Source organism: Heyndrickxia ginsengihumi, from assembly GCF_011008565.1.
GTDB classification, from domain to species: Bacteria; Bacillota; Bacilli; order Bacillales; family Bacillaceae_C; genus Weizmannia; species Weizmannia ginsengihumi.
Map to the genome: position 1 here is coordinate 13,590 of NZ_JAAIWK010000016.1, position 21,077 is coordinate 34,666.

Below are 21,077 nucleotides of genomic sequence, written 5' to 3' on the forward strand. Positions count from 1 at the left end.
TAATTGTATATCCTACGATGGTTTTACATCTTGATGTAGGAAGAGATTATTCCGTTCAGGCGTTGGAGAAAGCAATGATGAATGACCAGATGATTTTTTTAACAACGCAAAAAGATATGAACATTGATGATCCAAAGCAAGATGATCTTTATCAAATTGGGACATTAACAAAAGTAAACCAAATGCTTAAACTACCTAACGGAACATTCCGGGTGCTCGTTGAAGGATTACAGAGAGGAAAAATTGTTCAATTTGATGATGAGGGTACGTATTTTTCAGTAGAAATTGAAGCCTATGATGACGAATCGACGACCGTTGTAGATTCCGAAAATCGGGCATTAATGCGAATGATGCTTGATCGTTTTGAGCAATACATAAAGCTTTCGAAAAAGATATCCTCCGAGACATTTGCAACCGTCGCAGACATAGAAGAACCAGGAAGAATGGCAGATATTATCACATCGCATTTGCCGTTAAAATTAGTTCAAAAACAAGAGATTTTAGAAACGATTGATACGAAAGAACGCATTGAGAAAATTATTCAATTAATTGCTGATGAGCAAGAGATTTTAAATCTTGAAAAAGCGATTAGTCAACGTGTGAAAAAATCGATGGAAAGAACGCAAAAAGAGTATTATTTGCGGGAACAAATGAAGGCAATTCAGCAAGAATTAGGTGACAAAGAAGGTAAATCTGCTGAAATTCAAGATTTAAAGGAAAAAATATTAAATGCAGGCATGAGTGAACAAGTTGAGAAAACGGCTTTAAAAGAATTAGACCGTTACGAAAAAGTTCCTACTGCTTCTGCAGAAAGCTCGGTCATTCGCAATTATTTAGATTGGCTTATTTCTTTGCCATGGTCGAAAGAAACCCGTGATGATCTAGATATTTTAAAAGCGGAACGAATTTTAAATAAAGATCATTATGGCTTAGAAAAAGTAAAAGAAAGAATTCTTGAGTATTTAGCTGTACAACAATTAACGAATTCGATTAAAGGGCCAATCCTTTGTCTTGTTGGACCGCCAGGAGTCGGAAAAACAAGTTTGGCAAAATCCATTTCTAAATCGCTTGGCAGAAAATTTGTAAGAATTTCCCTTGGCGGCGTTCGTGATGAATCTGAAATCCGCGGACATCGCAGAACATACGTCGGGGCAATGCCAGGCCGCCTTATTCAAGGAATGAAAAAAGCAGGTACGATTAATCCCGTATTTTTGTTGGATGAAATTGATAAAATGTCCAATGATTTCCGGGGAGATCCTTCTTCTGCCATGTTAGAAGTGCTAGATCCTGAACAAAATCATACGTTTAGTGATCATTACATTGAAGAGCCTTATGACTTATCTAAAGTTTTATTTATTGCAACAGCCAATGATTTATCAACGATCCCTGGTCCATTAAGAGACCGGATGGAAATCATCTCTATTCCAGGCTATACAGAACTGGAAAAAATTGAAATTGCGAAAGCCCATCTACTTTCAAAGCAAATAAAAGAGAATGGGCTTAATGGCAATCAATTACGTGTTCGTGATGAAGCTATCCAGCAAATTGTACGTCGCTATACACGTGAAGCCGGTGTCCGCACTCTGGAAAGAATGCTTGCAACGATTTGCCGAAAAACAGCAAAATTGATTGTCTCCGGTGAAAAAAAACGTGTAACAGTAACAGATCAAAATGTACACGAATTTTTAGGAAAGCCCATTTTCCGCTTCGGACAAGCTGAACTAGAAGATCAAATAGGTGTTGCGACTGGTTTAGCTTATACTGTTGTTGGCGGAGATACATTACAAATTGAAGTTTCCCTTTCACCTGGAAGTGGAAAACTACTGCTGACAGGAAAACTTGGGGATGTGATGAAAGAGTCTGCCCAAACAGCGTTTAGCTACGTGCGCTCAAAGGCAGAAGAATTAAAGCTTCCTAAAAATTTCCATGAACAGTATGATGTCCATATTCATGTTCCTGAGGGAGCAGTACCAAAAGACGGTCCTTCTGCAGGCATTACCATTGCAACTGCGCTAATTTCTGCCTTAACAAAGCATGCTATTCGGAAAGAGGTTGGCATGACAGGTGAAATTACATTAAGGGGAAGAGTGTTGCCAATTGGTGGTTTAAAAGAAAAATCATTAGGCGCGCATAGAGCAGGATTAAAGAAAATTATTATACCAAAAGATAATGAAAAAGATTTAGATGATATTCCAACAAGTGTACGTGAAGATTTAACCTTCTACCCCGTTACAAGTATGGATGAAGTCATCAACATTGCCATAGTAGGTGAGGAGAAATGAAAGTTAACGAAGTGGAGCTTGTAATCAGTGCAGTTAGACAAGAACAATACCCAGATGATTACTTGCCGGAATTTGCCTTAGCAGGTAGATCAAATGTCGGAAAATCATCATTTATCAATAAAATGATTAATCGCAAAGCACTTGCTCGGACATCATCCAAACCTGGTAAAACACAGACACTCAATTTTTATAAAATTGAGCAGCAGCTTTATTTTGTCGATGTTCCGGGATATGGATTTGCCAAAGTCTCGAAAGTTGAACGTGAAAAATGGGGGAAAATGATTGAAACGTACATCACTTCGAGAGAGCAACTGAAAGCAGTATTATTAATCATTGATGTGCGGCATGCGCCAACAAAAGATGATCGTCTTATGTATGATTTTCTAAAGCATTACGATATTCCGTGTATTGTAATAGCAACAAAAGCAGATAAAATCCCTAAAGGTAAATGGGATAAACATTTAAAGATCGTCAAAGAAACGTTAAATTTAGATAAGCGGGATGAGATGATTCTATTTTCATCTGAAACTGGTGAAGGAAAGAATCAAGCTTGGGCTGCATTGACGAAGCGAATGAATGATTAATAGAAAAAGGACTGATCTCTGAATAATTATGAGTTCAGTCCTTTTCTCTATGTACAGAATAGGCTTTTCTTTATAGGAGCCGTTCAATATCTTGTTTTAGTTGCTCTGGCTTTGTAGAAGGAGCAAATCGGGCAACAACTTCTCCATTTCGATTGATTAAAAACTTTGTGAAATTCCATTTGATCGCTTTACTTCCTAATAAGCCTTTCTCTTGTTCTGTTAAATAAGTATACAGCGGGTGTGCATTTGGTCCTTTAACATCAACTTTAGCAAATAGCGGGAAAGAGATATGATACTGAAGTGAACAAAATTGCTTTATTTCTTCGTTAGTATTAAATTCTTGATTCATAAATTGTCCGCAAGGGAACGCCAAAATTTCAAAACCACGCTCACGATATGTATCATATAATTCTTGCAATGCTGCGTATTGAGGAGTAAATCCGCATTTACTTGCGACATTCACAATAAGCAACACTTTTCCGGTAAATTGGCTTAAAGAAATTTCTTCTTGATCAATCGTTTTTACAGTGAAATCTGTGATTTTCGTCATTTATCTTTTCCCTTTCCCTTTTCGTTTAATAATTAATAAATAAAAGCCAATAATAACTAAAATAGCCGGCCAAAAATTCCATAGCGATGATACATTGTTTTCAACGAGACCAAACCAGCTTAATGTTTTATCAGAGAATAACAGGACAACGGACAGCAATAAAAATAACAAACCGTACAGCAAGCCATCACCCGTTTTTTGATATCTTAGCAGAAAGCCTAGCGAAATGATCAAAATAAATATGCCAATATTGTCAGGCCATATGGCAATTTTGTGAACGATATGGAAATGGAGGCCGAAGCCGACGAGAATGACACCTGGTAAAATGGCTTCATAATCATTACCCCAATAGCCTTGTCCTAGAAATGCGAGCCCAACAATGATCAGCAAAGTCGGCCATGTAAAGTATTGTGCCATTCCTTCCAAGTGATATCGTTGTAAATAAAAATACAATCCAAACCCTATTAAAATAACAGCAGGGAAAATTTTTTGGTTCTTCATTTTATCACTACTTTCAATCTAGTTACTTGAACATATCCAATATTTTTGGTATTTTACTTTAGTAAGGTCAATAATTTATACAAAGAAAATGAATCATTGTTTTATTCATATCATAACACATGTAATATTTACATTTCATTTATTATAATGAATATAGATTAGAATTGTGGGGGTGCCAAAACTCATCATGAGAACTATCGTTGTAGGGTTAAATTATCGCACGGCCCCTGTGGAAATCCGTGAACGTTTATCATTCGATGAGAATGATCTTGCTCAGGCTATGATTGCATTGAAAAAGAAAAAAAGTATTCTTGAAAATGTAATTGTTTCAACTTGCAATCGAACGGAAATTTACGCAGTCGTCGATCAAGCACATACAGGACGTTATTACATTAAAGACTTTTTATCAGAATGGTTTCAGATTGACAAAGAGGAAATTGCATCGTACTTGTTTATTTATGAACAAGATGAAGCAATTAATCATTTATGCAAGGTGATTTGCGGACTAGATTCAATGGTTATCGGGGAAACACAAATATTAGGACAAGTAAAAGATAGCTTTTTGCTCGCACAGCAGTCTCATACGACAGGAACGATTTTTAATCGTTTATTTAAAGAGGCGATTACACTAGCGAAAAAGGCGCATTCGCAAACAGAAATTGGTGCTAATGCAGTTTCTATAAGTTATGCAGCTGTTGAACTAGCAAAGAAAATTTTTGGTAGTCTAGAAAATAAACATGTTTTGATTATTGGTGCAGGGAAAATGGGAGAACTTGCGCTGGAAAATCTTCAAGGCAGTGGCGCAACAAAAGTAACGGTTTTGAATCGGACATTTGAAAAAGCGCAAACATTAGCTGAACGTTTTCATGGACATGCAAAAACAATGAATGAGATGCAATGTGCAATTGTTGAAGCAGATATTTTAATCAGTTCAACTTCTGCAAAAGATTATATTATCACGAAAGAAATGATGGCTGAAGTTGAAAAGATGCGCCATAATCGTCCGTTGTTCATGGTTGATATTGCTGTTCCACGTGATATTGATGCAGCGGTGGGCGAATTAGAGAGTGTATTTCTTTATGATATCGACGATTTAGAAAATATCGTCGAAGCCAATTTAGCTGAGCGTAAAAAAGCGGCTGAAAAAATTATGGTGATGATTGCGGATACGATTTCAACCTTTAATGAATGGGTGAATATGCTCGGCGTTGTACCTGTTATTACTGAATTACGTGAAAAAGCATTGGCAATTCAAGCTGAAACGATGAAAAGTATTGAACGGAAAATGCCTAACTTAACAGAACGTGAACGAAAAGTAATAAGTAAGCATACGAAAAGTATTATTAACCAAATGTTAAAAGAACCTATTTTGCAAGCAAAAGAATTAGCAGGCCAACCAAATGCTGCTGAAAACCTCGAATTATTCAAGAAAATTTTTGGTTTGCAAGAGCCGTTTGAAACGGTGGAGGATGAAACGAAGGAAAAGAGGCCAGCAATCAGCGTTAAGATGCAGCCTTCCATTTCATCATGAGCGAGGAAATATACGATGTTCACGATTGAAATGACTCGATTACATGAAATTATGATCGTTTTATATGCATTCAGCATTTTATTATATTTCTTAGACTTTTTACATCAAAACCAGAAGGCGAATCGTTTTGCTTTCTGGTCACTTTCAATTGTTTGGTTATTACAAACAATTTTTTTCTGTTCATATATGTATCATACAGGGCATTTCCCTGTGCTTACACTATTTGAGGGACTTTATTTTTATGCGTGGATATTATTAACATTATCCCTCGTGATGAACCGCTTTTTACGAATAGATTTTACTGTTTTCTTCACAAATGTTATCGGCTTTTTAATAATGACGATCCATACATTTGCACCGGAGCAGACAGCAACAAGAGAAGTTGGCAATAAAATGATCTCTGAATTGCTGCTTATACATATTACAATGGCGATCGGATCCTATGTATTATTCTCGTTTTCCTTTGTTCTTTCGATTCTATATTTACTGCAATATAAATGGCTAAAGGAAAAGAAATGGAGTCATCGTTTGTGGAGATTACAAGATTTAAATAAATTAGAAAAAATATCAACGATTGTAAATGCGATCGGCGTTCCCATTTTGTTATTAAGTTTAATTTTAGGGCTACAATGGGCATATTTAAAATTAGCGAATGTTCATTGGTTTGACCCAAAAATTATCGGTTCCTTTATTGTATTTATTGAATATAGTGCTATTTTATATTTGCAAGAGCGTAAATATATTTTCGGCCGAACGTTAGCTTATTGGAATGTAGGCGCTTTTTTGTTTATATTTGTTAATTTCTTTTTAGTATCGCGTTTTTCACAATTTCATTTATATTTTTAGGAGGAAAAAATGAGAACAATTATTGTAGGATCTAGACGCAGCAAACTGGCGATAACACAGACGAAATGGGTAATTAACCAGCTTAAAGAGTTAGGCGTTCCTTTCAATTTTGAAACTAAAGAAATTGTAACAAAGGGAGATAAAGTGCTGGATGTAACGCTATCAAAAGTCGGGGGAAAGGGCTTGTTCGTTAAAGAGATAGAGTCTGCTCTCTTGAACAAAGAAATTGATATGGCAGTACATAGCATGAAGGACATGCCTGCAATGTTACCGGAAGGATTAACAATTGGCTGCATTCCGCCTCGTGAAGATTATCGTGATGTAGTTATTTCAAAAAATAATACAAAGTTTGCTGATCTTCCAAAAGGCGCAAAAATTGGAACAAGCAGTTTAAGACGCAGTTCCCAGCTGCTCGCTTTGCGCGATGATTTAGAAATGAAATGGATTCGAGGGAATATTGATACGCGTTTAGATAAATTAAAACATGAAAACTATGATGCCATCATTCTTGCAGCGGCAGGTTTAAAAAGAATGGGATGGAGCGAAGAAACTGTAACTGAATTTTTAGAGCCTAATGTTTGTTTGCCTGCAATTGGACAAGGGGCATTGTCTATCGAATGCCGTGAAGATGATTCCGCATTACTTCAGGAGCTTGCAAAATTGAATTGTGAAAAAACGGCGCGTACTGTCCAAACAGAAAGAGTTTTCCTTGATAAAATGGATGGTGGTTGCCAAGTGCCTATTGCAGGTTTAGCAAAACTAGAAGAGGACAATAGCATTTCTCTTACTGCATTGGTTGCTTCACCAGACGGAAAAACCGTTTATAAAGAAACAGTCGTTGGTCACAATCCGCAAGAAGTCGGGGAAAAGGCGGCAAACATTTTAAGTGAGCAAGGTGCAAAAACATTAATTGACCGTGTAAAAGCGGAGCTGGATCGATCATGACATCGGATCGCCCGCTTGCTGGTTATCATATACTTGTTACACGCGGGGGCACGAGCGGGCAGCGCTTGGCGGCTGAGATTCAATCACTTGGCGGCAAAGCGTTTATTGTGCCCCTTATTGATTTTAAACAATATATTGATCGCCAAGCTGCTCACTTTATCCAACAGTTGGATCACTATGATTGGCTCGTTTTTACAAGTCAAAACGGTGTGAAGTTTTTCCTTAAGCAATTAAAGGAATATGGCATTCATATTCAAGACTTACATATGAACATGGCGGCAGTTGGAAAAAAGACAAAGGAATATCTAGAAACATATGGGATTCAAGTCGACTTTGTTCCCTCCCGTTTTACAGCAAAAGCGTTTGCTGAAGAATTTTTTGAACAAATTGTGTCAATTAAGCGCATTTTGCTCCCAAAAGGCAATTTAGCAAGTGCAACGATTGCCGATTTTTTTCGAAAAAGAGGTATAATGGTAGATGAGTGGATTGTTTATGAGACCTATTTACCAGAGAAACAAAAAAAGATACTTGCAAAACTACTAAAATCGACAAACATTCATTTTGCATGTTTTACAAGTCCATCGTCGTTTCAACATTTTATGAAAGTGATTGAAGAATTTCATTTTGATTTAAATCAGTTAGCAATTAAATTTGTCAGCATTGGTCCAGTGACGGATCATACAATAGAAAACTACGGATTGAAAGCAGCAGTGAGTCCTGATGTGTATACGATCCCGACGATGTTGGATGCACTATGTCAATATATATGCAAGTAAAGTAAGACAGGAGGAAAAAGAAACATGAATGAACTACAATTTAAACGTCACCGCAGACTTCGTCAAAGTGCCAATATGCGTGCGTTAGTACGGGAGACTATCTTAAATGTTAATGATTTTATTTATCCGATTTTTGCTGTTGAAGGAGAAAATATTAAACAGGAAGTTTCATCAATGCCAGGTGTTTACCAATTTTCTCTTGATCGACTACAAGAAGAAATGGATGAAGTAGTTTCGCTCGGAATTAAATCCGTTCTTTTATTTGGCATTCCAGATCATAAAGATGCAGTCGGTACGGAAGCTTATCATAGCCATGGGATTGTTCAAGAAGCTACCCGTTTTATTAAACAACATTATCCGGATGTACTTGTTGTGGCGGACACTTGTTTATGCGAGTATACAGACCATGGTCATTGCGGTGTGATCGAAGGCGAAAAGGTTTTAAATGATGCGAGTCTAGACCTACTTGTGAAAACAGCTGTCAGTCAAGCAGAGGCAGGGGCAGATATTATTGCACCGTCTAATATGATGGATGGATTTGTTGTAGCTATTCGCAAAGGATTAGATGAAGCAGGTTTTGAAGATGTACCAATTATGAGCTATGCTGTCAAATATGCATCTGCCTTTTATGGTCCTTTCCGCGATGCAGCAGATAGTGCACCGCAATTTGGTGATCGTAAATCGTATCAAATGGATCCTGCCAATCGTTTAGAAGCGCTGCGTGAAGCAGAATCAGATGTTGAAGAAGGTGCTGATTTTCTTATCGTAAAACCAACGCTTTCTTATTTGGATATTGTCCGCGACGTCCGCAATGAATTCCGCTTGCCAGTTGTTGGCTATAATGTTAGTGGGGAATATTCATTAGTTAAAGCAGCTGCTTTAAATGGCTGGGTCGATGAAAAAACAATCGTATTGGAAATGCTAACAAGCATGAAACGTGCTGGCTGTGATTTAATTATCACTTATTTTGCAAAAGATGTAGCACGCTGGATTTCAAATAGTGATAAATAAGATCGGCTTTTTTTAAAGTCTTACAGAAAAGAAGTTGGAGGGTTAACATGCGTTCTTACGATCAATCAGTAGAAGCGTACAAAGAAGCAGTAACATTAATGCCAGGTGGTGTAAATAGCCCAGTTCGTGCTTTTAAAGCGGTGGATATGAACCCGATTTTTATGGAACGGGGTAAGGGCTCAAAAATATACGATATCGATGGCAATGAATATATCGATTACGTCTTGTCTTGGGGACCGCTCATTCTTGGACATGCAAATAATCAAGTTGTTGAAGCAATTAAAAAGGTTGCCGAAAATGGTACGAGTTTCGGAGCACCGACATTAATAGAAAATAAATTAGCAAAGCTTGTTCAAGAACGCGTGCCATCAATTGAAATTGTCCGCATGGTTTCATCCGGAACGGAAGCAACGATGAGTGCATTACGTTTAGCGAGAGGATATACTGGCCGCAATAAAATTTTGAAGTTTGAAGGCAGTTACCATGGTCATGGTGATTCATTGCTTATTAAAGCTGGTTCTGGAGTAGCAACATTAGGATTGCCAGATAGTCCAGGTGTACCGGTTAGCATTGCTCAAAACACGATAGCTGTTCCATACAATAATGTTGAAGCTGTTGAAGCTGCATTTAATGAATATGGAGATGACATCGCTTGTGTGATTATCGAGCCTGTAGCTGGTAATATGGGCGTTGTTCCGCCAAAGGAAGGATTTTTACAAATGTTGCGCGACATTACAAACAAATACGGCTCCTTGTTAATATTTGATGAAGTAATGACAGGCTTCCGTGTTGATTACAATTGTGCACAAGGGTATTTTAATGTGACGCCGGATTTAACTTGTCTTGGAAAAGTGATCGGTGGAGGTCTTCCAGTAGGCGCTTTTGGTGGAAAGGCAGAAATTATGGAAAAGATTGCGCCGACAGGTCCTGTTTACCAAGCAGGAACATTATCAGGAAATCCTATTGCGATGACAGCTGGATATGAAACGTTAAGTCAATTGACTCCAGATACGTATAAAGAGTTTATACGTAAGGCAGATCGTTTAGAAGAAGGATTTCATCAAGCTGCAATGAAATATGATATTCCTCATACTTTTAACCGTGCCGGGTCGATGATTGGTGTTTTCTTCACAAATGAGGAAGTTTACAACTTTGAAACTGCAAGAACATCTGATTTAGAGTTATTTGCAAAATATTATCGTGGTATGGCGGAGAATGGTGTATTTTTACCTCCTTCTCAATTTGAAGGCATCTTCTTATCAGCGGCACATACTGATGAGGATATTGAGAAAACCATTAAGGCGGTTGAAAAAACTTTTCGTAAGATTCGCAGCTGAATCAGTATATGTTAGTTAAGAGTCAAGAGTAATCATCTATGATGATGATCACTCCTGACTCTTTTTTATGTTTTCGTACATGCGGGAAGCATATTTATTCTTTCTCAATCATAAAGTGTAAATGACATATTGATTGATGTATTTGGAGGAATGAAGGGAGGAGCCCAACTTGTCGCAAAATCAATCGTCCATACGATTTTCACTAGAAGAAACGATTTGGTTCAAAAAAGGACAGGAAGTTGAGGAACTATTATCTATATCGTTAGATCCACATATAACAATACAGGAAAGTGACCAATATGTAGTCATCAAAGGTGATTTGCATTTATCAGGAGAATATATTGGTAACAGCGAAGATGGTGTGGGAGAGCAGGATCTTCTTAAAAATTATGTTCAATCGACGCAATTCCGTGAAGAAGACGGTGTGTTTGAATTTTATCAATCGATCCCTGTAGATGTAACAATTCCGATTGCAAGAATAACGAGTTTAGAAGAATTAGATGTGAATATTGATTCGTTTGATTATGAAATCCAAAGTAGTGAATGTATTAAGTTAAATACTGATTTGTCCATCAACGGAATTGTTGAATACGAACCGCAGATTTATAGACAAGAAGATATATTAGGTATCGGAGATCAAGAAGCACAAGCTGAGTTCGAAGCAGAGCCACGCGATGAGCAGCCATTTGCAAATGAGTTATTAGAAACAGCCGAATATGAGTATGATGAGGAAAGCCTAGAAGTTCCAGAAGAGGTCCGCTTTGAACATGAGGAGGAACAGCAAGACGTTGATCAACAATCCGCCTTGCATTCAGAATCGGAAGAAGAGTTGTATGAACCATTTAGTGTAGAAGCGCGTATAAGCTCAGAAGAAGTAGAGGTCCCGATTGATATTCAAGATGAGCACGATGATAATAGCGGTATACAGACACTTGAACCGGTTGATTTTGATTATTTAGATGAAGAAGATAATCATGAAGACGTTTATGATGCTGAAGATGAAATAGAAGAAGAGCCGACAATTCATTTTGTTCGTGGAGAAGAAGAAAAAGAAGCGGATGAAGATAATGCTGTATTCTCAAGTTTTGCAGTAAGAAATGACCCTGTAGATGAATACGAGTATGAGGAAGATCATGTTGAGGAAGAGCAGTATGATGTAGAACCGGTGATTCATTTTGCACGTTCAGAGAAAGCAGAAGATAAAAAACATAATTATGCATTTGAATCATCATCTTCTTTTGAGTCAGTGAACGAAACTGAAAGTGAAAAGGAGAGTCCTGTTGAAGCTCAATTTGAAGAAGAAACAGAAGAGGAGCAAATAGAGGTAAAGGAAGTGAAGAAGAAAAAGAAATCAAAATACGAGGCCATTTCCTTAACAGATTTTTTTGCCCGAAAGGAAGAAGAACAGCCAGCAAAATTAAAAGTATGCATTGTTCAAAATGGAGAAACATTGGATCTGCTAGCGGAAAAGTATGATATTCATGTGCAACAAATTATACGCATGAACCATCTTGAGGCGAATCAAGATGTATATGAAGGTCAAGTACTTTACGTGCCTTCTTATGCTTCAACACATAAAAAGGGCAACGATTAATCGAGGTGTGTGAATTTCAATCGTTTAAAAGCACCGCAAGCAGGTGGTTAAGTTGAATGAGTTGACGCAGCAAGAAATAGAAAACGTAATTCAAGTGTATGGCATCCATGCAAACTATGTGGATCAGTATGGAAAAACTTATAAGATTTATTCTGATCACGGAATATTTGCGCTGAAGAAAATTTTGCCAGCAAATGGGATGGACTTCATTAGACATGTGCAATTTTTATATCAGCGCGGTTATAACCGTATTATTCCGATTTATCCAGCACCAGATGGTCGCTACGGTGTTCTTTATAAAGGTTACTTATTTTATTTGATGCCGTGGCTTCCAAATGAAGAAAAAGAAGATCGTTCGGAAAAACATCAAAAAATGTTTAGAGAATTAGCTCGTCTTCATTCATTATCTGTAAAGGAAATAGCTGTTAGTACGGAAAGAAGACAGGAGCATTATGATGAAACAATTGATGAGTGGGATCGGCAACGCGACTTCCTAGAAGAGTTTATTGAACGCTGTGAACAGCAATGGTATATGTCTCCATTTGAACTTTTATTTTGTACTTTTTATAAGGAAATTACGCAAGCACTTGCTTTCTCTAAACGGCAGCTAGAAGAATGGCTTGAGGAATCAAAAGAAGTGGAGAAAGTGAGAACGGTTGTAGCGCACGGAAAAATATCGATTGAACATTTTTTATATGATGAGCGCGGTCGCGGCTATTTCGCTAACTTTGAGAAAGCGAAAATTGCGGCACCGTTCCATGATATATTGCCATTTCTAGCAAGGACGCTTCATACGTATCCGAAACGATTTGACGATTGTGTAGATTGGATTAAAACATATATGAGCTATTTTCCATTACGTGCAGAGGAAAAACATCTATTTTTCAGTTATTTAGCGCATCCAGGTCCAATTATAAAAGTCGTTGAAGATTATATGGGAAATCAGGAAAAACGCAATGAAATAAAATATGTTAAACGGTTGCAAGAAAAATATTGGCTTTTAAAAAATACTGAATATGTCGTGATGAATTTTGTTGAGCAAAATAATCAACAAACGAATTAGCAAAAACAGAGGTTGTTGACAAAGTAGCTACTTTGCAACAACCTCATTTTTTTATGCTCTTTTCTAAACAATTATTATATTTTTAGATTTGTTTTCATCAAATTGATTGGAGCTTGCAACGCGGAGTCTTTCTGACCGCCCGCGGAAATCAACCACTCTTTTTGACTAGCAACAAAGTTTAAGAAAAAAGCTTTTTTATAATAAGAGAATAAAAGTATGAGTCCGTCCGTAAATGTTAAAACCATTCATAATGAAAACCGAGTGCAATTAAAATAAAGATGGCTAATAAAAGAACATCGAGTGTCGTAGGGAAGAGAACCGTCCGTATGCCTTGAAAGATAGCAAAGGGGATAATAAGCTGGCGGCAAATTCCGCGAATATTTCTAAACCAAGATTGGACAGTGTACTTGTTAAACTTTTTATTCAAATCGATCACCACACTTGAGTAAAAAAGTATTTAGTTATTCGTAATATATGACGAGTTGTTCAATTCCGTTCGAAAGTGGAGAATATTTATTGTGAAATAAGGAAATCATATTGACGAAAATACATAAAATAGATACTATAATCTATAGTCAATGGAAAACTTTATGAGATTGAAATACTATGAATGGGAAGAGTATAATTCGTGTTCCTTTTAGAGAGGGAGATCATTAGCTGAAAGATTTCCTAAGTGAAGCGGTTAGAAGGTCGCCCATGAGTAGCTTCTATGAACATTTTGAGTAGTAGGAGCCGGTCTAGAACCGTTATCAGCATTTGAGAGCCGAGCAATGCTTTTTTAAGCTCGTGAAAAAAGGTGGTACCGCGAAATTCACTCCCTTCGTCCTTTTGACGGAGGGAGTTTTTTGCTTGTTTAGCACGTAGGAAAGGAAGGATAATAATGGATCAAAAAGAAATCAATATGCCAACAAAGTACGATCCAAATGCAATTGAAAAGGGACGTTATGAATGGTGGGTAAATGGGAAATTTTTCGAAGCGAAAGATGACCCTGCAAAACAGCCGTACACGATTGTTATTCCACCGCCAAATGTAACGGGAAAATTACATTTAGGACACGCGTGGGATACAACATTACAAGATATTTTGACAAGAATGAAAAGAATGCAAGGTTATGACGTATTATGGCTTCCGGGGATGGACCACGCAGGAATTGCAACACAGGCGAAAGTTGAAGCAAAACTTCGCAGCGAAGGTAAATCCCGCTATGACTTAGGCCGTGAAAATTTCTTGAAAGAAACTTGGAAATGGAAAGAAGAATATGCGGAATTTATTCGTAAGCAATGGTCAAAACTTGGCTTAGGTCTTGACTATTCCCGCGAACGCTTCACTTTAGATGAAGGATTATCAAAAGCTGTACGAGAAGTATTTGTTTCACTTTATAAAAAAGGCTTAATCTATCGCGGGGAGTATATTATTAACTGGGATCCGGCAACAAAAACGGCATTATCTGATATTGAAGTCATTTACAAAGATGTTCAAGGTGCATTCTATCATTTGGCCTATCCGTTAAGTGATGGATCAGGTGTTATTGAAATTGCGACAACAAGACCGGAAACATTATTAGGTGATACAGCAGTAGCAGTTAATCCGAAAGATGACCGATATAAACATTTAATTGGTAAAAAATTAATTTTGCCAATTGTTGGCCGTGAAATCCCGATTGTTGGTGATGACTATGTAGATATGGAATTTGGATCAGGTGCGGTAAAAATTACACCTGCCCACGATCCTAATGATTTTGAAGTAGGAAATCGCCATAATCTTGAAAGAATATTAGTAATGAATGAAGACGGCACAATGAATGAACGTGCAGGAAAATATAATGGAATGGATCGCTTTGAGTGCCGGAAACAAATTGTTGAAGATTTAAAAGAACTAGGCGTTTTAATAAAAATTGAAGAACATACTCATTCTGTCGGCCATTCCGAACGAAGCGGCGCCGTTGTTGAACCTTATCTATCAACACAATGGTTTGTTAAAATGCAGCCACTTGCAGACGCAGCGGTTGATTTACAACAAGCGGAAAATAAAGTGAATTTTGTTCCCGACCGTTTTGAAAAAACATATTTACATTGGATGGAAAATATTCGTGACTGGTGTATTTCAAGACAGCTTTGGTGGGGACACCGTATTCCTGCCTGGTATCATAAACAGACAGGAGAAATTTATGTTGGGACAGAAGCACCAGAAGATCTTGAAAACTGGGAACAAGACCCAGATGTTCTCGATACATGGTTTAGCTCTGCATTATGGCCGTTTTCAACAATGGGCTGGCCTGATACTGATGCAAAAGATTATGCACGATACTATCCAACAGCTGCGCTTGTTACAGGGTATGATATTATCTTTTTCTGGGTATCACGCATGATTTTTCAGGGATTGGAATTTACTGGAAAAAGACCATTTAAAGATGTACTCATTCACGGATTAGTTCGTGATGAACAAGGAAGAAAAATGAGTAAGTCGCTAGGAAACGGTGTAGATCCAATGGAAGTCATTGATCAATATGGGGCAGACTCTTTACGCTACTTCCTTGCAACAGGCAGCTCTCCGGGGCAAGATTTACGCTTCAGCTACGAAAAAGTTGAGTCAATCTGGAATTTTGCCAACAAAATTTGGAATGCTTCCCGCTTTGCTTTAATGAACATGGATGGCCTAACGTATGAAGAAATCGATTTAACAGGTAAAAAATCTGTTGCTGATAAATGGATTTTAACAAGATTAAACGAAACGATAGACACGGTAACAAAACTTGCTGATAAATATGAATTTGGTGAAGTTGGCCGTGCGTTATACAACTTCATTTGGGACGATTTCTGTGATTGGTACATTGAAATGGCTAAATTGCCGCTTTACGGTGATGATGAAGCAGCGAAGAAAACAACTCGCTCCATCCTTGCATATGTGCTTGATCAAACGATGAGATTATTACATCCGTTTATGCCATTTATTACCGAGGAAATATGGCAAAATCTTCCACATGAAGGCGAGTCCATTACGACTGCGAAATGGCCGGAAGTAAATCAAGCATTACATGATGAACAGGCAAGTGAAGAAATGAAATTACTTGTAGAAATTATTCGCTCTGTTCGTAATATACGTGCTGAAGTAAACACACCATTAAGCAAAAAAATTAAATTGCTGTTAAAAGCAAAAGATGAACAAATTTTACAAGCTTTAAAACGGAATGAGGCCTATATTGTTCGTTTCTGTAATCCTGAAGAATTAACATTAGACACTGATTTGGAAGCACCGGAAAAAGCAATGACAGCAGTTGTGTCAGGTGTTGAATTATTCTTGCCGCTTGAAGGATTAATTAATATTGAAGAAGAGCTTGCACGTTTACAAAAAGAATTAGAAAAATGGACGAAAGAAGTAGAACGTGTACAGAAAAAATTAAGCAATGAAAACTTCACGAAAAAAGCTCCTGAAAAAGTTGTCAATGAAGAGAGAGCAAAGGAAAAAGATTATTTAGAAAAACGTGATATCGTGCAAGCACGAATTAACGAATTGCAGAATTAATGTAACATCATATCAAAAAGTGAAAGACGAATCTTAATTCCAAACGATAGTTGTTTGGAAAATATAGATTCGTCTTCGCTATTCATGTCTGGCTGATCTGCTAATAAGAAGTATAATTGAAAACAGCGGAGCAGAATGCGCATTATGTAAACTATCAGAAAAACATGATATGAACAAGAACAGGACAATAGGCTAAATGCGCAGTTTTCATTTTTATGGGAGGAATCATCATGATCGAGACATATGAAGAAGCGATTGCTTGGGTACAAGGGAGATTAAAGTTGGGGATTAAACCTGGTCTTGAGCGAATGCAGTGGCTGATGGAAAAATGGAATCATCCGGAAGATAACATCAAAACCATTCATATTGCAGGGACAAATGGAAAAGGTTCAACGGTTTGTTATTTGCGCAATATTTTACAGCAGGCCAAATATGAAGTTGGGACGTTCACTTCTCCTTACTTGGAACAATTCAATGAAAGAATTAGCATTAATGGGGTTCCAATTCAAGATCATGAGTTAGTGCTGTTAGTAAATGCAATCAAGCCATTGGCGGAGGAGTTGGAAGAAACGGATCTTGGTTCTCCTACCGAGTTTGAAGTCATTACAGCAATGGCGATTTATTATTTTGCTGCCATTCATCCTGTAGACATCGTATTATTTGAAGTCGGTTTAGGAGGAAGGTTAGATTCTACTAATGTGATTTCTCCATTAATGAGCATTATTACAAATATCGGACATGACCATATGAATATACTTGGGAATTCGCTTGCTGAAATTGCCTATGAAAAAGCGGGGATTATTAAGCATAAAGTCCCTGTTATTACAGCTGTCGAACAGCAAGAAGCTTTACATGTAATTGAACAGAAGGCTTCTGAACAACGGTCGAGCCTTTACCGGGCAAATCAAGAATTTACGGTTGTACATAAGCAATCAACAGGAAACGGCGAAATGTTCTCTTTGATATCTCCGCTTATAAACGAAGAGAATATGCAAATTTCGATGAAAGGCCATCATCAAGTTTATAATGCTTCTTTAGCTGTAATTGCAGTGACATTGTTAAATCAGTTGGATGATTTCCATATTGATCAGCATGCAATTCAAACGGGTTTAATAAACAGCAGATGGAGCGGCAGGTTTGAACAGCTTTCCAAACATCCGCTCATTATTATTGACGGAGCACATAACCCTGAAGGAATCAAAAGCTTAGTAGAAACGATTCAAACACATCTTAAAGATAAAAACATACGAATTGTTTTTTCAGCGCTTGGTGATAAAAGCCTGCATGAGATGATTCCCCAATTAGATGACGTTGCAGACAGCATATTATTTACAACCTTTGATTTTCCTAGAGCCATCCCTGCAAAAGCACTGTTTGACATAAGCCATCATGAGCATAAAACGTATATAGAGGATTGGCGAGCTGGTATCCAGCAAATTGTGAAGGAATTACAGGAAACAGATGCATTAGTTATTACTGGTTCACTATATTTTATTGCCGAAGTAAGAAAATATTTATTAGAACAATAGCGAGAGCAGAATGAATTGTCGGACAGATCATCGCGGTCTGTCTTTTTTTGTGCCACAAAATGGATGTGTTAGTAGGGGTAAAGTCCTGAATAAAAAGTGATAGGAACGTGTTCGTATTGTGCTCGTATACACTTGATATGTTTGCCCATTTTATGGTTTCCCATTTAGAGCAATGCAGACTTTATCTAATTTAAAAATAATTTTTTCCATTTGATGAAAATGAGCTTTTTCTTTATTTTTTTTGGTAGAATGATTAAAGTAGTAGAAAAATAGGACTATATGCCTTTCTGGGGGTTGCAATGAATACATTATTAAACAAGAATCGAGGTTTTACGCTAGTAGAAGTGCTATTGTCGATTACGATCCTAAGTATTGTTATTCTTGTTGTAGGCTCTGTTCTAGCGAATAATGCTACATATACGAAAATGGCTGATAATAAGCTGCCCGCGATTCAAATTGCGAATAGTATATTGCAAGTCTACCAACAAAAGAGTTTTACCGATTTAGAACCAGAAATAGGAAAAAAAGAACAAGTAAATATTCAAGATGTGCTAGGATTAGATTCTTCTTCTGAAGTTTCGCAATATAAAGCATATGTAGAAATCTCAAAAAATGAAGATAGCCGCCTCACCAATCGCCTATTACTCGTAAAAGTGTCGGTAGAAACTAATGGAGATAGCGGCAATGCAACCGAGCTGGAAGGGTATGTAAAGCAATGAAGATACATAATGAAAAAGGGGTAACGTTAGTCGAGCTATTGGCGGCCATTTTAATTTCGACGATTATTATTGGTGTGATCTACTCAGTGTTTATAATGACGATTACAAAAACAAAAGAAGATATGAATCAAAAATCTTTTATTAAAGATCAAACAGCAATCCTCCAGTATATGGATAGGACAATGGAAAATGTTGATGATGTGGAAGTTGTTAGTGATACAGACGATAGTGGAAGATTTACAAGTTTTAATGCGATAAATATAAAAACGGTTGAAGGCGCGGATCATTCCTTTACACAGCAAGAGACAAGTGTACCAATTGCTATTGCGAATAATAATTTAGAGATTGACAATACAATGATAAACAATGATGGCATTTCATTGGATGGTACGACATTTGTCATTAAAAATGGCACTTTGCAATGTAATTTTGTCATGAAAGACACAAAAAACAATCTTACAAAGCAGTTTTTTGCTTCTTATAAATTAAGAGGGGAGGGGGATTAATACATGAAGCTTCGCCGTCGAGAAGAAGGTTATACACTTATTACAGTGTTATTGATTTTTACAGTCGTCACCATTATTGCGGTTACTTTAATGGCGGCATCTGTCAGTACATTTAAATTTGTAAAGTCATCGGAAAATAAAACGAAGGACAAGCTAAATGCAGAAATGGTGTTAGATGAAGCAACAGCACTAATTCAAAATGAACTAGATGGAATTAATTCGACATTAAGTACTGGCTCTATCCTCCCCAATCAATTGTTGACAATGATGCAAAATTCGCTCAATCGTGTTGCACAAGAAAAAAAGAACCAATGTACGATTACGTATGATACGTTGAAAGACGGCTCAGATGCGGATGGCGTTGTTCTAGAAAAAGTGACGATTACCGTGCCTGTTGGTGATTCTGGGAAAGTATTGAAAAAGGTTATAACGCTATCAACAGTATCGAATGCTTTACAATATACTGCTGTTACGCCTTCCAATTTATATTTATACGGCGCTCCATATATTGACGGGGATGTGAATGTTGGTGGTGACTTATTTACTTCAAATTATGGAACATACATTTTAGGACAAACTAATTATGTGCGGACTTCTTATCCAGCAATTAACGGGAGTCTAACAGTCAAGGGAAAATATTATTATTCGGATAGAGCTCCGTATATTTGGAAAAATTTTAATACAACGAATATGCAAAACTATTTTTCCGTTGTACCAAAAATAGCCGATCGAAATTTGTCAGTTGATACGATTGATGTGGGCGGGATTATTGATAAGAAAAAGCTTTCATGGCCGAATAATATACCGCCACAAATTCCAATTTTAGGGGATAAAGTTATTTATGGAAATCAATCAGATTCAACAAGTAAGTATTTTAGTAGTTTAACCCTTCAAACAAACAGCAGTTATACAGTAAATGGGAACCTATATATCAATAATCTTCTTAATTTCGGCGGAAATTTGACGATTGGAAAAAATAGCAGTTTAGTCGTCAACGGTGATTTATACATTGACAATGATTTAGTTTCGGTCGGAAATCTAAAAGTAAACGGAAATATATATGTTAGCGGTAATGCTGATATAAGCGGAAATTTAACCATTACGGGTAATAATCATTATATTTATATTGACAATAGCACGAAAACATTACTTGGCATTTCATTGGATCCTATCCAATCAGATGTAACGCTGCACGACTTAACATTAGATGGAGTGATGTATATAAATAGAAAGGCATATCTTCGGGATGATGTTAATACAAACGGCAGCATTTACGTACGCAATAGTATTGATGTACAAAACTTATCTAATAATGATGGAACACTCGTATTATTATGTGATGGTGATATTCAGCTCGCTAATAATAATGAATTTAATGATAACCCTAAAGTGATAGATGCCTTTTTTTATTCAAACGAAGAACTATTTATTTATGGAATTGGTTCTAATTTGAAAATTAATGGAGGCATATACGGTAATCCAATAAAATTAAGTGCGTCAAAAGGTACAACCTATGAAAACTGGAACAGCTTAACTTTTCAAAAGCAACAGGAAACAATAGATCCGACAAAGTCTAGACTGTCCATTTATTTCAAACCGGACTTAATTTTAAACTTGCCAAAAGGAGTACCGACTGTTAATAAGGTTACTTTAAAAGAGATAGATACGTCATTTGATGATAAATAATGCTGGAAATTTCTAAAAAAATTTAGCACTATCTTCCCATTCTGATTTATTTATAATACAATTACTTTAGTTGAATTTCGACAATAATAGCGTT

The 21,077-nt window shown here is 36.9% G+C and carries 18 protein-coding genes and 1 other annotated feature; of the genes, 15 read left to right on the forward strand and 3 right to left on the reverse strand.

Annotation, left to right across the window (positions count from 1 at the left end; all coding sequences use genetic code 11):
• Nucleotides 1–17 precede the first annotated feature (17 nt).
• Nucleotides 18–2,282: an endopeptidase La gene (gene lon / locus G4D61_RS10610; protein WP_371316440.1), complete on the forward strand. Its 2,265-nt coding sequence runs from the start codon at nt 18–20 to the stop codon at nt 2,280–2,282.
• Entirely contained in the window at nt 2,279–2,866 is a 588-nt protein-coding gene (gene yihA / locus G4D61_RS10615; RefSeq protein ID WP_025728457.1) for a ribosome biogenesis GTP-binding protein YihA/YsxC, read from the forward strand. Before lon ends, yihA begins: the two co-directional genes overlap by 4 nt.
• Before the next feature lie 70 nt (nt 2,867–2,936).
• On the opposite strand, the gene G4D61_RS10620 is transcribed toward yihA, so the two are convergent.
• Nucleotides 2,937–3,416: a glutathione peroxidase gene (locus tag G4D61_RS10620; RefSeq protein ID WP_025728455.1), complete on the reverse strand. Its 480-nt coding sequence runs from the start codon at nt 3,414–3,416 to the stop codon at nt 2,937–2,939.
• The gene (locus G4D61_RS10625; protein ID WP_025728453.1) at nt 3,417–3,917 is read right to left on the reverse strand and encodes a LiaI-LiaF-like domain-containing protein; all 501 of its coding nucleotides are present in this window, start codon (nt 3,915–3,917) and stop codon (nt 3,417–3,419) included. It lies immediately after the preceding gene.
• Between the two features lie 187 nt (nt 3,918–4,104).
• Here G4D61_RS10625 and hemA point away from each other — a divergent pair, with 187 nt between their 5' ends.
• The 8 genes from hemA to ysxE all read left to right on the forward strand — a co-directional run bounded on the left by hemA (nt 4,105) and on the right by ysxE (nt 13,020).
• Nucleotides 4,105–5,448: a glutamyl-tRNA reductase gene (gene hemA, locus G4D61_RS10630; RefSeq protein ID WP_025728451.1), complete on the forward strand. Its 1,344-nt coding sequence runs from the start codon at nt 4,105–4,107 to the stop codon at nt 5,446–5,448.
• 15 nt (nt 5,449–5,463) lie between these two features.
• Complete coding sequence (locus G4D61_RS10635) at nt 5,464–6,294, forward strand: cytochrome C assembly family protein (RefSeq protein WP_025728450.1); 831 nt, start codon at nt 5,464–5,466, stop codon at nt 6,292–6,294.
• A gap of 9 nt (nt 6,295–6,303) precedes the next feature.
• On the forward strand, nt 6,304–7,239 hold the full coding sequence (gene hemC / locus G4D61_RS10640; protein ID WP_163173894.1) for a hydroxymethylbilane synthase: 936 nt from the start codon (nt 6,304–6,306) through the stop codon (nt 7,237–7,239).
• Entirely contained in the window at nt 7,236–8,015 is a 780-nt protein-coding gene (locus G4D61_RS10645; RefSeq protein WP_025728446.1) for a uroporphyrinogen-III synthase, read from the forward strand. The genes hemC and G4D61_RS10645 overlap by 4 nt, the downstream gene beginning before the upstream one ends.
• A gap of 24 nt (nt 8,016–8,039) precedes the next feature.
• Nucleotides 8,040–9,026, forward strand: a complete 987-nt coding sequence (hemB, locus tag G4D61_RS10650) for a porphobilinogen synthase (protein WP_025728444.1) — start codon at nt 8,040–8,042, stop codon at nt 9,024–9,026.
• Between the two features lie 47 nt (nt 9,027–9,073).
• Nucleotides 9,074–10,363 carry a glutamate-1-semialdehyde 2,1-aminomutase gene (hemL, locus tag G4D61_RS10655; RefSeq protein WP_025728442.1) on the forward strand — a complete coding sequence of 430 codons (1,290 nt, stop codon included), beginning with the start codon at nt 9,074–9,076 and terminating at the stop codon, nt 10,361–10,363.
• Between the two features lie 169 nt (nt 10,364–10,532).
• Nucleotides 10,533–11,957 (forward strand): LysM peptidoglycan-binding domain-containing protein, encoded by a 1,425-nt coding sequence (locus G4D61_RS10660; RefSeq protein ID WP_025728440.1) that lies wholly within the window; start codon nt 10,533–10,535, stop codon nt 11,955–11,957.
• Nucleotides 11,958–12,000: 43 nt separating this feature from the next.
• Entirely contained in the window at nt 12,001–13,020 is a 1,020-nt protein-coding gene (gene ysxE, locus G4D61_RS10665) for a spore coat protein YsxE (RefSeq protein WP_025728438.1), read from the forward strand.
• 235 nt (nt 13,021–13,255) lie between these two features.
• On the opposite strand, the gene G4D61_RS10670 is transcribed toward ysxE, so the two are convergent.
• Nucleotides 13,256–13,447 carry a YszA family small membrane protein gene (locus G4D61_RS10670; protein ID WP_081750007.1) on the reverse strand — a complete coding sequence of 64 codons (192 nt, stop codon included), beginning with the start codon at nt 13,445–13,447 and terminating at the stop codon, nt 13,256–13,258.
• 170 nt (nt 13,448–13,617) lie between these two features.
• Nucleotides 13,618–13,851: a binding site (T-box leader), on the forward strand.
• A gap of 49 nt (nt 13,852–13,900) precedes the next feature.
• On the opposite strand from G4D61_RS10670, the gene G4D61_RS10675 reads away from it, so the two are divergent.
• From G4D61_RS10675 to G4D61_RS10695, 5 genes are all read left to right on the forward strand, one after another.
• A complete protein-coding gene (locus tag G4D61_RS10675; protein WP_163173903.1) occupies nt 13,901–16,543 on the forward strand; it encodes a valine--tRNA ligase in 2,643 nt (880 codons plus the stop codon).
• A gap of 230 nt (nt 16,544–16,773) precedes the next feature.
• On the forward strand, nt 16,774–18,072 hold the full coding sequence (locus tag G4D61_RS10680) for a bifunctional folylpolyglutamate synthase/dihydrofolate synthase (RefSeq protein ID WP_025728434.1): 1,299 nt from the start codon (nt 16,774–16,776) through the stop codon (nt 18,070–18,072).
• A gap of 299 nt (nt 18,073–18,371) precedes the next feature.
• Nucleotides 18,372–18,791 carry a type IV pilus modification PilV family protein gene (locus tag G4D61_RS10685; protein ID WP_035352536.1) on the forward strand — a complete coding sequence of 140 codons (420 nt, stop codon included), beginning with the start codon at nt 18,372–18,374 and terminating at the stop codon, nt 18,789–18,791.
• Complete coding sequence (locus G4D61_RS10690; protein WP_035352533.1) at nt 18,788–19,297, forward strand: PilW family protein; 510 nt, start codon at nt 18,788–18,790, stop codon at nt 19,295–19,297. The genes G4D61_RS10685 and G4D61_RS10690 overlap by 4 nt, the downstream gene beginning before the upstream one ends.
• 3 nt (nt 19,298–19,300) lie before the next feature.
• Nucleotides 19,301–20,983, forward strand: coding sequence for a hypothetical protein (locus G4D61_RS10695; RefSeq protein WP_025728428.1), 1,683 nt, complete (start codon nt 19,301–19,303; stop codon nt 20,981–20,983).
• Nucleotides 20,984–21,077: the final 94 nt, after the last annotated feature.

Coding starts and splice junctions, on each gene's coding strand:
- lon (WP_371316440.1), top strand. CDS start 18: ATGGTTTTACATCTTGATGTAGGAAGAGATTATTCCGTTCAGGCGTTG.
- yihA (WP_025728457.1), top strand. CDS start 2,279: ATGAAAGTTAACGAAGTGGAGCTTGTAATCAGTGCAGTTAGACAAGAA.
- G4D61_RS10620 (WP_025728455.1), bottom strand. CDS start 3,416: ATGACGAAAATCACAGATTTCACTGTAAAAACGATTGATCAAGAAGAA.
- G4D61_RS10625 (WP_025728453.1), bottom strand. CDS start 3,917: ATGAAGAACCAAAAAATTTTCCCTGCTGTTATTTTAATAGGGTTTGGA.
- hemA (WP_025728451.1), top strand. CDS start 4,105: ATGAGAACTATCGTTGTAGGGTTAAATTATCGCACGGCCCCTGTGGAA.
- G4D61_RS10635 (WP_025728450.1), top strand. CDS start 5,464: ATGTTCACGATTGAAATGACTCGATTACATGAAATTATGATCGTTTTA.
- hemC (WP_163173894.1), top strand. CDS start 6,304: ATGAGAACAATTATTGTAGGATCTAGACGCAGCAAACTGGCGATAACA.
- G4D61_RS10645 (WP_025728446.1), top strand. CDS start 7,236: ATGACATCGGATCGCCCGCTTGCTGGTTATCATATACTTGTTACACGC.
- hemB (WP_025728444.1), top strand. CDS start 8,040: ATGAATGAACTACAATTTAAACGTCACCGCAGACTTCGTCAAAGTGCC.
- hemL (WP_025728442.1), top strand. CDS start 9,074: ATGCGTTCTTACGATCAATCAGTAGAAGCGTACAAAGAAGCAGTAACA.
- G4D61_RS10675 (WP_163173903.1), top strand. CDS start 13,901: ATGGATCAAAAAGAAATCAATATGCCAACAAAGTACGATCCAAATGCA.
- G4D61_RS10680 (WP_025728434.1), top strand. CDS start 16,774: ATGATCGAGACATATGAAGAAGCGATTGCTTGGGTACAAGGGAGATTA.
- G4D61_RS10685 (WP_035352536.1), top strand. CDS start 18,372: ATGAATACATTATTAAACAAGAATCGAGGTTTTACGCTAGTAGAAGTG.
- G4D61_RS10690 (WP_035352533.1), top strand. CDS start 18,788: ATGAAGATACATAATGAAAAAGGGGTAACGTTAGTCGAGCTATTGGCG.
- G4D61_RS10695 (WP_025728428.1), top strand. CDS start 19,301: ATGAAGCTTCGCCGTCGAGAAGAAGGTTATACACTTATTACAGTGTTA.